Below are 11,766 nucleotides of genomic sequence, written 5' to 3'. Positions count from 1 at the left end.
ACACCGTAGCGATGCATTGGGGAGGGGACTAGATTTTCTTGTTTCCCCCCTTGGCAAGGCTACGGTGTATACACAAGTCTGAAATAGCTGATTAACCAGGGTTTTACCCCACCCTAACCCTCCCCTTGGAAAGGGGAGGGAACTAGATTTTCCGGTTTTCCCCCCTTTCCAAGGGGGGATTAAGGGGGGTAACTTGACTTGTGTATACACGGTAGCCTTGGCAAGGGGGGATTAAGGGGGGTAACTTGACTTGTGTGTACACCATAGCTCCTAAAAAGAGAGGTTTTGAGAGAGGTCAAACTTTACTAGGGTTGACTCTTGACTCCTAACTCCTTTAATCTTCATGGTCATCAAACGGATCGTTCAATTCCTTGCTAGGAGGGCCAAAGGAGGTATAAATTGAAATTCCAGTGATGGCAACCACCACGGCAGCCATAGAAATGCTAAGAACTATTGCGGGTTCCATAATTGAGAGATTGATTATGAGTGCTATTCTTATAGAATATTACAGAAGATTAAAAAAAGCTTTGGCAAGTAATCTTAGGTGAACTATGGCACAAAGGACTAGGTTGGGAGATATCCTGAAACCACTTAACTCTGAGTATGGGAAAGTGGCTCCAGGTTGGGGTACTACCCCGGTGATGGCTGTTTTTATTCTGCTATTTTTCGTGTTTCTGCTGATTATTCTGCAACTTTACAATCAATCACTGTTGGTTCAGGATGTATTTGTCGATTGGCGCAGTTTAGGACGCTAACGGATAGACAGCTATCAAGTTTGGATAACAAGTTAAGTTACACCCGGTTCATCCGGGTTTTTTTGTGAGTTGTGATTTGCTACAGGGCAAGAAGGGGCGCAAGACCTTGCGCCCCTTCTAGAAATTAGGATAATTTATTTTTTGCAAGTCCCTTGAAGAACATAGTAAGATCCCGCAGGGTAAACCAATATTTCCGAGGACTTTGTTGGATTGCGCTTTGCTTAACTCATCGCAATAGTTAAAGAGCTTAGATTTGCTTAAGCTAAACTACTATCGCAAATTCACTGGCACTGCTAATATCAACTATAGTTTTGTATAAACACTACTTAGACTAATTATTACAGCAGATTTCAACCAACTTGTTCAAGTACAAAATCTAAGTCTGATAGCATTGCGTTCAGCCTGTTTTACTTCTCAATTCTGACTCCTGCTTTATATTCATGATTAAATTTGACATTTATGGATGAAGTTTCTTCCAAGCTCATAGCAATTTTTCAGAATGTGAATGAGTGGCTAAAGTTTGCCGAGGCTAAAAACGGTATTTTGCTTGCTTTTTCTGGCGCTGGGATTACTGCAACCATAACTCTTTTAGCTACAGCACAGAATCTACCAAAATCATTGAATTTTGGTTTGTTGCTAACAACAATTTTACTTTGTATTTGTTCTTTAATCTGCTCACTTTCTTTTCTTCCTAAAATAAATTTGGAACGTCTTTTATGGTTACAGACTAAACCACCTAAAAACTCAAATTTTATCAGGAAAGATACAGATAATTTTTACTATTTCGGGCATTTATAGAAATATAACTCAACCGAACTACTAGATGCACTGAACCAGCACTACTTTGAGGGTAAAATCAATACACCTTATAAAAAGGAATACGAAGATATTGCTGGACAAATTACCATTAATTCTGAAATTGCCTTTTTAAAATTTCAGGTTTTTACATACGCCATATATATTTTAATTGCTTCAATTTTGGTAATTCCATTTTCAGCTATTATAAATATGTTTATTTATAAAAAACTATAATTAATTTTTATTATCAATACGGATTTACAATCAAATTTATTATTCTGAAAAACTCAGGCTTTTATGGAATCTGGTAATCTTAAATTAACTGTAGTCCAACTAGATTTGGTCAAGTCTTCAGAATCTACTTATGCGATTGAACGCGAACTAGGGGTACAAGGGACACGCATCTTAATAAAGCGTATTCAAGAATTTGTTGAAAAGGCTTTGGATTCAGTCATAACTCCTCCGGATCATGACCTAATTATCTCATTGGGTGGCGATGGTTATCGGATTTTATTTAAAGATGTTAAAGATGCTTATCAATTCATCAAAAAATTTCGCCAAATTGTTGAAGTTTATAACAAAAATCGTAATAATAAACCGCGAGAATTTCGCATTGCTGCAACAACTGGAGAGGTTGATTTTGATAAATCTGAACCATGTGCTAATAAAATAATTGGACACTATGTTTTAGCCCCACTTTCACGGTTGGTTACAGCCGCTTCTGGCTGGTTTTATGTTGACGAGCCAACCTTTAAGATTCTTCCTGATGATGTAAAACAGTATTTTACTGAAGAATTAGTCAAAGCTAAAGATCATGAAGACGATATCAAAGCTTGGCGTTGTAAAATTATTTTTGATGAGCAAGAGTTGCAAAGTCAAAACTTTGAATCCGTAACAGTTAACGCTAATGGGCAAGTAACTAACAAAAGACAAAAGCAAGCATCTTATTTTGTAGAATCTCTCGGTCAAGCAGCAGGAAAACCATCAGTGATAGAGATGGTAAAAATTCCTGGAGGAACTTTTAAAATGGGATCGCCACCAGATGAGCTAGAACGCCGTGACTCTGAAAGTCCCCAGCATCTAGTCCATGTAGAACCGTTTTTCTTGGCTAAGTATCCAGTCACTCAAGAGCAGTGGAAATTTGTGGCACAGTTACCCCAAGTGAATCGGAAGCTAGATGAAGACCCATCTGGTTTTAAAGGAGCAAATCGCCCTGTAGAGCGTGTCTCTTGGTATGATGCAATTGAATTTTGCTTGCGCTTATCTCAATATACAGGCAGAATCTACAGCCTCCCTAGTGAAGCACAATGGGAATATGCGTGTAGAGCCGGAACAACAACACCATTCCATTTTGGCCAAACAATTACGTCGGAATTAGCTAACTACGATGCTAATTATGTTTATGGTACTGGTGTCAAAGGAACTTATAGAAAAGAGACTACACCTGTGGGCAGCTTTGGCGTAGCTAACGCCTTTGGGTTATACGATATGCATGGCAATGTGTGGGAATGGTGTCTTGATGATTGGCACAATAACTACGAAGGTGCGCCAGCAGATGGCAGTGCTTGGTTTGACGATAATGATAATCTTTATCATAAGCAAGGATATGCTGTGCTGCGGGGCGGTTCCTGTTTCGTCAGTCCTAAGGTCTGCCGTTGTGCGTCCCGCAACGGCTACGGTAGGGCGGTGCGCGACGTCATCTTCAACAATTTTGGTTTTCGTGTTGTCTGCGCTGTTGGGAGGATTCTTTAGTAGCCCTTTATACTTTTTCCCTCTTGCTCTTTACTCTTGTTTTTTTATACTTGTTGAGTGTAGCGAAGCGGAACGATCTAATTTTTTTTTAAATCAAGGGGTGGTAGAAAAAATATATAATCGACCGAAAAAGAAATTAAGATTTATAAATGGAATGAAAGAATTATCGGTAATCCAAAAGACTTATGATTGTATTAAATGGTATGTGCCAATTATTGAGAGATTGCCAAAAATTCATAAGTTTTCTTTAGGAGACAGGATAATTAATCAACTGTACGATTTATTAGAAGGATTAATTAAAGCCAAGTATGCTAAAGATAAACTTATTCAATTAGAATATAAAAATCAAACTGGGTTGAGTAGCTTGGTAGGTGTAAGCCGAAAAGTTGCTCAACTCTCAATACTGTTCGGTTAAGGCAGAAGACGCGATAAATCGCCGTCTCTACAAAGTGGTTGAGTTACTCAAATTCTGGTGGCCATAGTTCTGTTATTGCTAATTCCCAACCTGGAAGTAATTCTGGTATTGTCAGTTTGTCGTTATTTTTTAAAACTACTGGTTCAAGGTTAGGGCGATAAACTGTTACTAAAAATTTATCAGGGTCAATGAGAATACCCACTGTAGATCCAAGTTCTAGGAATAGCTTAATCTTTTCTTGGAGTGGTTTGATGCGATCGCTTTTAGATTTTACTTCAACCATCAGGTCGGGTACTAACTGCACAAAGTCACGCTGAGTCTTTTTGAGTCGTTCGGCTCGAACAAAGGAAACATCTGGAGCGCGGAGGTTTCTTTTTTCCGGGTCGCCTCCAGTTTCATCGGTTTCAATGCTAGGCAAAATAAAACCAGCGCTAGAACCAGTAACACGTCCCAATTTGCGAGGCATGACCCATATATTCAAAAATGTTAGCAAACGAGAACCAATTTCGTCTGACTGATAATCGGATGGCCCCATAACGATGATGTTTCCCTCTACAAGCTCCATCCGCAAATCAGGATTTTGTGACTGTAATTGTTCTAAGTCTTTAATTGTCAGAGACATAAAGCATCACTCGCTCGTGGGGCGTTAGCGTAGCTCGCCGCAGCCATCGCTTTCTATGATAGGCGATTATTGAGTAGACTACATAATAATATGTGAGTTTCTGTAGTAGTTCCATAGTTTACAGGAGACAAAAATGAATATATTTGGTATCGGTCTGCCAGAAATGGGTGTAATTATGGTAGTGGCGCTGTTAATCTTTGGCCCCAAAAAGCTACCAGAAATTGGTCGGAGTGTGGGCAAAACAATTCGTAGTTTCCAAGAAGCTTCCAAGGAGTTTCAAAGCGAGTTTCAAAAAGAAGCAGAACAGTTAGAAGAAGTTGTCAAGACTACTGCTGAATTGGAACCAAAGCAAATCTACCCTGCTAAATCTGAGCAGGATACCGCTAGTTCTTCTCAACCTAGCTAGGAGAACATACGAATTTTGGATTTTGGATTTTGGATTTTAGATTGTTTTGCGGTTTAGAGCAACGTCTTTGGTGAACGTAACAAATCCAAAAAACGCTAGTTCCGATGCTGCACTATCGTCAATCTAAAATCACTAAACCTTGTACCCTTGCGGTCTGTTTCAATCCAAAATCTAAAATCTAAAATCTAAAATTGATTGACTGTAGGCAAAATGACAGAAGCTGTTACGCAACCAGCTTTGGTGATTCCCCAGCTAATTGTTGGATTGGGGAATCCAGAAGCTAAGTATGACCAAACACGCCATAATATCGGCTTTGCTGCTGTAGAAACTCTCTCCCGTTCTTGGCGCATTTCCTTAGCAGAAAACCGCAAGTTTCAGGGTGAGTATGGCGAGGGTATAGCCCCAGGTGGAGGTAAAATTCGCTTACTAAAGCCGTTAACTTATATGAATCGCTCAGGACAAGCAATACAAGCGGTGACAAATTGGTATAAATTGCCACCTGAGTCAGTGCTGATAATTTATGACGATATGGATTTGCCTTTGGGAAAAACTCGTCTACGCTTATCTGGTTCGGCTGGGGGACATAACGGCATGAAAAGTGCGATCGCACATCTTAGTACCCAAAACTTTCCCCGTTTGCGAATAGGTATTGGTAAACCCAAAGATGCAGCTAATAACAATGATTCCGGTGCTATCTCCCATGTACTGGGGCGATTTTCCTCCGTGGAGAATCAGCAGATGTCTGTTGTACTTCAGTTCGTGGTTGAGTGTCTTGAACTAAGCCTCAAACAGGGAGTAGAAAAGGCGATGAATGTTTGTAATAGCCGCACCATTAATAATTCTGAGTCTTAGGGTTAGATGAATACTGCCCTATCAGCTTGCGAAAGGAAGCTAACTGGTGTTTAAAGGCGCTTATTTTGGTTGATGGGTAGCGCTTTTAGCTTCTTCCATCCAACCAAGATAAAGCCCTTAACGTTCTCTGTGCTTAGGAAAAGCGACTCATCTATACCCTAATTGTCGGTGCGGCATAGTTTTCTTATAGGTTTTATTTAAAACGTCTGGTTCGTCTAGCTGCTACTGCCTTACGTTTGCGTTTTTCTATCGGTGTTTCAAAGTGCCGATGATATTTCACATCAGCTAATATCCCAGCTTTGGAAACCTGGCGTTTAAACCGACGCAAAGCTGAGTCTATTCCTTCGTTCTCTCCTAGAACCACCTGGGTCATTCTTGACTTTTCCTCATCATCAATAGTTTCCATTCTAATATTACCCTCAACCTTAGTAAAATCCCCCTGAGCTAAAGTCATCATTAAGAGGCTATTTATCCAGTTGACACTAGTTACGTGTGCTTCTTGATCGTGAAATCTACACTTAACCAAAAGCTAATTTAAGCGCTCTAATACAGTCTCAGCACTATTAGAGCAGATAAGAAAATCATAATGTCAAATTTTACTGACTGTAATATTATCTGGTGATAAATGTAGTTTTGGCTACTATAGTAAACCTCATTTATTCGTAAGACAAAAATCCCCAATTTATCAAAGAAATTGGGGATTTTTGTCTTTTAAATCTCACTAATTAAATAAGATTGCTATAGTAAATATGAGAAACAATGATTATGTTTGTAAATTTCAAAAGTTTATTCTACCCTCATTAAATAATTTATATCCGGCTGCTAATGAGGCGAAAGCAACAAATAAATTCCATAAGCTAGTTGATCTGAAAATTACTCCACCACTCAAGAAAACTAGTACTATGCCAATACCTAACAAAATCCATCCAAGCTGACTAGCTTCTCTGCGAAAAAACACCAATGTAAACACACCTGACATAATTGCTAATACGGAAACTGTAGCTGGTAATCTTCTCGAAAAAGGTATATAGTAACCGCTAACAAATATAATGTTTTGACCAAAAAAGTATAAACCTGTGAAAAGTAGAATTAAACCTATAACTTTGATTAACAATCTGCCCATAATATTTTTACATTTTTAATGGTTGAAGCCAATTTTAACCCGATTTATAGTGGAGTTTTTAAATTACTACTAAATTTTACGTTAAGTTAATTAAATTTAAGTGAATATACTGGATGTAAATCCAGTCCGTCTGAAGATATCAGTACGAGTAACCTTAATTACATCAAGTAGTCCTTGCCAGGGTGTAATCAAGGTGCTTTAATAGCGATGTCTGACGACAAGAAGCACAGCTTCTACGCATTCTGCAAAACAATCTTACTTAACAGAATGCATACAAGACGCGCAGTGACTCGACATCGCTGCTGGTGTTGATAAAATTACAGACTCAAAACATAAAACTCAAAGATATGACAAGCTAGTACCATATCTTTGACACTAAATTCTCCCCAAAGCTGAATAGGAGCATACATGGAGCCAATTATTGCTATAGTTTTAGCCCTTATAGGTTATGCATTAGGTTCTGCAAAACTGATTAATCAAGGAAATGAAGCCCTAGTCGAACGCTTGGGGCGGTATCATCGGAAACTTAAGCCGGGGCTGAACTTTATCGTTCCCTTGGTAGATCAAGTTGTGATGGAAGATACTACACGAGAGCAAATTTTAGACATCAAACCTCAAAATGTGATCACCCAAGATAATATTTATGTGGAAGTGGACGCTGTTGTGTATTGGCGCATCAGAGATATTGAGAAAAGCTTTTATGCGATTGAGGATCTGCAAGGGGCACTAACACAGTTAACTACAACCACACTTCGGGAAATCATTGCCCAGAACACCCTAGAGCAAACCAATGTCTCCAGATCGGAGATGGACTCAGCTATCTTAGACCAGTTGAATAATATAACGATAGATTGGGGAGTTGAAATTCTCCGGTTAGATATTCAGAGAATTACTCTACCTGAGAGTGTGCGAAAGTCTAGAGAAGAGGAGCAAGCCGCCGTCATCAAAAAACGGGCGTTGATTACTGAAGCAGAAGGGGAAAAAGAAGCTGCTATTAAAAAAGCAGAAGGAACTATGGCTTCAGTGCAAATTATTTCTCAAGCTCTCCGTGCCAATCCTGACAGCAGGGATATTTTGCGGTATCTTGTAGCTCAAGATTACGTAGATGCTAGCCAAAAACTTGGTGAGAGCAATAATGCCAAAATTGTCTTTGTAGACCCAGCTAACTCAAGTGAAATGTTTCAGGAGTTGATAGCCGAGTCAGTAACTCAAGAAGGTAACGGCAAAAAAACCGAAGAACGGAATAGTTAACAGTCACGCTGTGTAGCTTGTCTCAATAGGGCATCGGCTACTAGTGAAACATCGTGCATTTCTTGAACATCGTGAACTCGGAGGATATCAGCGCCATTAAAAATAGCAGCACAACAAGCTGCTGCCGTTCCCCAAACTCGTGCTTTGGGATCTGGTTGATTTAAAATCCGACCAATGAAACTTTTACGGGATGCTCCTACTAAAATAGGGCAGTTGAGTTTTGTTAGCGATCGCAAACCACCAAAAATTTCTAAATTTTGCTCGTAGTTTTTCGCAAAACCAATACCAGGATCAATAATAATTTTATCCAGGTCAATGCCCGCAGTGGTTGCTGCCTCAATTTGCCGACCCAAAAAACTATAAATCTCACCGAGCAAATCTTGATAATCAGTCTGTTGTTGCATTGTCTGTGGTGTTCCCCGGATGTGCATTAAAATCATCGGCACACCTAACTCTGCAACTGTTGGCAACATTTCTGAATCAAAAGTGCCACCAGAAATATCATTAATAATATCCGCTCCAGCTTCTACAGATGCCCTAGCTACAGCAGCACGAGTAGTATCTACAGAAATCGGGACTGAAATTTCTGGTCTTATTACTTGTAGCACCGATAGAACCCGGTCAAGTTCCTCCGCCAGAGTTATTTGCTTTGCCCCTGGTCGAGTCGATTGACCGCCTACATCAATCATGTCAGCACCAGCAGCCACCAGTGCTTGCGCCTGTACTAGAGCAGCAGAGGTAGTATTAAACTCACCCCCATCACTAAAGCTATCAGGCGTCACATTCAAAATACCCATCAAATAAGTCCGCTGTCCCCAATCGAAACAGCGTCCTCGAATTATCAAGTTCCTTGGCATAAAACAGGAGTCAGAATTCAGGAGTCAGAATTCAGGAGTCAGAATTCAGGAGTCAGAATTCAGGAGTCAGAATTCAGAATACTCCATCCCTTCAGGCGTGGAGTATCAACTCTTGAAAAATATTTTAATTTTCTTTCGCCCACAAAGAGCAATCTTTTTAAGCAATATTCATTACCCAGTCGTACAAAATTCAATTCTGTTAGCGGTAGCGGGGCGTTTAGCCCATTCTGACTACTGAGTTCTGAATTCTTCTTATCTACATTAGGCATTCCCATGCTCTGCATGGGAACGAAAAGAAGGCACATTACACTGACTGAAAATTCACAATCCGAGCGAAACTCTCAGCTTCTAAACTTGCTCCTCCCACTAAAACGCCATCAATTTCTGGTTGAGCCATGATTTCATCAATATTATTCGGCTTGACTGAGCCACCATATTGAATTGATACATTTGGATTAGTCAACTGGCTACGAATTAAGCCAATGATCCGATTAGCTTCCCCTGCTTCACAAGTTTCACCAGTACCAATTGCCCAAATTGGTTCGTAGGCAATTACCAAATTACTCTGATCAATATCTACCAAGCCTTTGTCGAGTTGGAGAGCAATCAGTGATTCAGTTTCTCCCGCATCTCGTTGTTGTTTAGTTTCCCCAACACAGAGAATTGGAGTCAAACCAAACCTTTGAGCAGTTCGGAGGCGCAGATTAACGGTGGCGTCCGTTTCCCCAAAGTATTGCCGTCGTTCGCTATGACCGACAATCACAAAGCGCACACCACTTTCTGTCAGCATTGGGCCAGAAATCTCACCCGTATAGGCTCCATATTCTTCCCAGTGGACATTTTGCGCCCCCAGTTGGATGAGGCTACCGTGCAAAGTCTTGGACAAAACGCTTAAATCAGTGAAAGGAGGGCACAATATCACTTCTCGCCCTTGGGGGGTTTCCTCTAAGTGGGGCAGAAATCCTCGGAGAAACTCTTGGGTTTCTGCCTGGGTTTTGTACATTTTCCAGTTGCCGGCAATAACGATTTTCCGCACAGGTAATTTAGTCAAGATCCTAACGCGTTATATTAGATGCATTTTTCAGTTTATGACTTTTTGTTAGTCATTAGTCATTAGTCTCTGGGAATTGGGAATTGGGCATGGGGCATTGGGCATTGGGTAAAAATTATTCTTATCTTGTTCTCTTTACTCTCTTTGTCTCATCTCGCCAAAGCCTTGCTAAAAATAACTAGGATGGTAGAGGGGGTGTATCCAAAATCTAAAATCCAAAATCCAAAATCCAAAATTAATATGACTTCCACCTTGCCTATGCCTGAACCTCATCAAAGCGATTCCGCTAACACTGACCCAAATTCTCTCAGTTGGGAAGAAGAACTAGATAGTGCCATTTTCAGTTTTGAGGACATTCAAACAGAACTGAATTATAAACAAGCACAAACGGCACTACGAAACTTGGTGACCAATCTCGACCTCAATCCCCAAGAAAAAACCGGGTTAGAGACGGAAATTGCTGAGTTGGAAACCATGCTGGGAAAGTTAGACCGGATGGTAGTGCAGATTGCGGCTTTTGGCATGGTGGGACGCGGGAAGTCTTCGCTACTCAATTCTTTGGTTGGGCAAACAGTATTTGAAACTGGACCGCTGCACGGTGTCACCCGTGCTGCACAAAGAGTTAATTGGAGTATTAGCGAGGAAATGATTGGGGAAACTGAACGTGCTTTGCGAGTCACTCTCCCTGGTGTAGGTCAATCGCAGGTGGAATTAATTGATACTCCTGGGTTGGATGAAGTAGATGGTGCAACCCGTGCCGCTTTAGCTGAACAGATTGCCAAACAAGCGGATTTGATTCTGTTTGTGATTTCTGGCGACATGACGAAGCTAGAATACACCGCCCTTTCTCAATTGCGGGAAGCAGGTAAACCGATCATTTTGGTGTTTAACAAAGTAGACCAATATCCAGAAGCAGACCGGATGGCAATTTATCACAAAATCCGGGATGAAAGGGTGCGGGAATTACTTACACCTTTAGAAATTGTCATGGCTGCGGCATCGCCATTGGTAAAGACGGCGATTCGTCGCCCTGATGGTACGAGGAGCATCCAGTTGCGTACAGGAAATGCCCAAATCGATGAACTGAAGCTGAAAATTTTGGAAATTCTGCATCGTGAGGGTAAAGCCTTGGTTGCTCTTAATACCATGCTTTATGCAGATGTTGTCAATGAGCAATTGGTTGAGCGAAAACTGATGATTCGGGAGCAGAATGCCAATCAGTTGATTTGGAAGGCTGTAATGACTAAAGCATTAGCGATCGCACTTAATCCCGTAACTGTGGTAGATATTCTGAGTAGTGTGGTTATTGATATTGCTCTAATTTTGGGTTTATCTAAGCTCTATGGCTTCTCCATGACCGAAGCCGGCGCTGTACAATTGCTACAAAAAATTGCCCTGAGTATGGGCGGCATCGGTGCTAGTGAATTATTAGCAAATTTGGGCTTGAGTGGATTAAAAACTTTACTTGGAATCTCTGCAACAGCTACGGGTGGTATTGCGCTAGGCCCTTATCTATCGGTAGCAATCACCCAAGGGGGAGTAGCTGGTGTTTCTTCTTACGGAATTGGACAAGTTACCAAAGTTTATTTAGCCAATGGTGCAACTTGGGGGCCTGATGGGCCGAAAGCAGTGATTAATCGGATTTTGACAAATCTGGATGAGACTTCAATTCTCAACCGCATTAAAGATGAATTGCTCCACAAAGTAAAACTCAAAAAGTAATACCTATCCAATCTTTTCAGATAGCCTAAAAAGCCTACCTTTGGCTACGGGCGGGCAATACACCCACCCTAATTATGCAATTTACAGCTATTTTCAGGTAAATAGACCACGCGGTAGGGAATAATGCTCATTGGTGTCAGCTTAACGCAAAAACTATGTCCC

Annotated in this window: 13 protein-coding genes and 1 pseudogene; 8 read left to right on the top strand and 6 right to left on the bottom strand. The window is 40.7% G+C overall.

Features of this window, described 5'->3' with window-relative positions; translation table 11 throughout:
• Nucleotides 1-334: 334 nt before the first annotated feature.
• The gene (psbN, locus tag A4S05_RS39500) at nt 335-466 is read right to left on the bottom strand and encodes a photosystem II reaction center protein PsbN (protein ID WP_012410654.1); all 132 of its coding nucleotides are present in this window, start codon (nt 464-466) and stop codon (nt 335-337) included.
• 85 nt (nt 467-551) lie between these two features.
• Here psbN and psbH point away from each other — a divergent pair, with 85 nt between their 5' ends.
• The 4 genes and pseudogenes from psbH to A4S05_RS27945 all read left to right on the top strand — a co-directional run.
• Entirely contained in the window at nt 552-755 is a 204-nt protein-coding gene (gene psbH / locus A4S05_RS27960) for a photosystem II reaction center phosphoprotein PsbH (protein ID WP_069073047.1), read from the top strand.
• 459 nt (nt 756-1,214) lie between these two features.
• On the top strand, nt 1,215-1,553 hold the full coding sequence (locus tag A4S05_RS43705; RefSeq protein WP_256091209.1) for a Pycsar system effector family protein: 339 nt from the start codon (nt 1,215-1,217) through the stop codon (nt 1,551-1,553).
• A gap of 297 nt (nt 1,554-1,850) precedes the next feature.
• Entirely contained in the window at nt 1,851-3,305 is a 1,455-nt protein-coding gene (locus A4S05_RS44325) for a formylglycine-generating enzyme family protein (RefSeq protein ID WP_084227298.1), read from the top strand.
• 154 nt (nt 3,306-3,459) lie between these two features.
• Nucleotides 3,460-3,651, top strand: a pseudogene (locus A4S05_RS27945) (four helix bundle protein); the annotation flags it as partial.
• A 112-nt stretch (nt 3,652-3,763) separates the two neighbouring features.
• On the opposite strand, the gene A4S05_RS27940 reads toward A4S05_RS27945, so the two are convergent.
• Nucleotides 3,764-4,342, bottom strand: a complete 579-nt coding sequence (locus tag A4S05_RS27940; RefSeq protein WP_069073045.1) for a Uma2 family endonuclease — start codon at nt 4,340-4,342, stop codon at nt 3,764-3,766.
• Between the two features lie 133 nt (nt 4,343-4,475).
• Here A4S05_RS27940 and A4S05_RS27935 point away from each other — a divergent pair, with 133 nt between their 5' ends.
• Together A4S05_RS27935 and pth are read left to right on the top strand one after the other, a co-directional pair.
• Nucleotides 4,476-4,748 (top strand): TatA/E family twin arginine-targeting protein translocase, encoded by a 273-nt coding sequence (locus A4S05_RS27935; protein WP_069073044.1) that lies wholly within the window; start codon nt 4,476-4,478, stop codon nt 4,746-4,748.
• A 210-nt stretch (nt 4,749-4,958) separates the two neighbouring features.
• On the top strand, nt 4,959-5,600 hold the full coding sequence (gene pth / locus A4S05_RS27930; protein ID WP_069073043.1) for an aminoacyl-tRNA hydrolase: 642 nt from the start codon (nt 4,959-4,961) through the stop codon (nt 5,598-5,600).
• A gap of 193 nt (nt 5,601-5,793) precedes the next feature.
• Here the strand turns inward: pth and rpsU are convergent, their stop codons facing one another.
• Both rpsU and A4S05_RS27920 read right to left on the bottom strand, forming a co-directional pair.
• Nucleotides 5,794-5,973: a 30S ribosomal protein S21 gene (gene rpsU / locus A4S05_RS27925; RefSeq protein ID WP_069073049.1), complete on the bottom strand. Its 180-nt coding sequence runs from the start codon at nt 5,971-5,973 to the stop codon at nt 5,794-5,796.
• A 405-nt stretch (nt 5,974-6,378) separates the two neighbouring features.
• The gene (locus A4S05_RS27920; RefSeq protein ID WP_069073042.1) at nt 6,379-6,723 is read right to left on the bottom strand and encodes a hypothetical protein; all 345 of its coding nucleotides are present in this window, start codon (nt 6,721-6,723) and stop codon (nt 6,379-6,381) included.
• Nucleotides 6,724-7,131: 408 nt separating this feature from the next.
• Between A4S05_RS27920 and A4S05_RS27915 the strand changes: the two genes are divergently transcribed.
• The gene (locus A4S05_RS27915) at nt 7,132-7,974 is read left to right on the top strand and encodes an SPFH domain-containing protein (protein WP_069073041.1); all 843 of its coding nucleotides are present in this window, start codon (nt 7,132-7,134) and stop codon (nt 7,972-7,974) included.
• Here A4S05_RS27915 and folP read toward each other — a convergent pair.
• Both folP and tpiA read right to left on the bottom strand, forming a co-directional pair.
• On the bottom strand, nt 7,971-8,831 hold the full coding sequence (gene folP, locus A4S05_RS27910; protein WP_084227297.1) for a dihydropteroate synthase: 861 nt from the start codon (nt 8,829-8,831) through the stop codon (nt 7,971-7,973). The genes A4S05_RS27915 and folP overlap by 4 nt on opposite strands.
• A 304-nt stretch (nt 8,832-9,135) precedes the next feature.
• Nucleotides 9,136-9,867: a triose-phosphate isomerase gene (gene tpiA / locus A4S05_RS27900; protein ID WP_084227299.1), complete on the bottom strand. Its 732-nt coding sequence runs from the start codon at nt 9,865-9,867 to the stop codon at nt 9,136-9,138.
• Nucleotides 9,868-10,122: 255 nt separating this feature from the next.
• On the opposite strand from tpiA, the gene A4S05_RS27895 reads away from it, so the two are divergent.
• Nucleotides 10,123-11,604 (top strand): GTP-binding protein, encoded by a 1,482-nt coding sequence (locus A4S05_RS27895; protein ID WP_069073048.1) that lies wholly within the window; start codon nt 10,123-10,125, stop codon nt 11,602-11,604.
• Nucleotides 11,605-11,766 lie beyond the last annotated feature (162 nt).

The organism is Nostoc sp. KVJ20, assembly GCF_001712795.1.
Classification (GTDB): domain Bacteria; phylum Cyanobacteriota; class Cyanobacteriia; order Cyanobacteriales; family Nostocaceae; genus Nostoc.
This window is presented reverse-complemented; position numbering and strand designations above follow the sequence as displayed.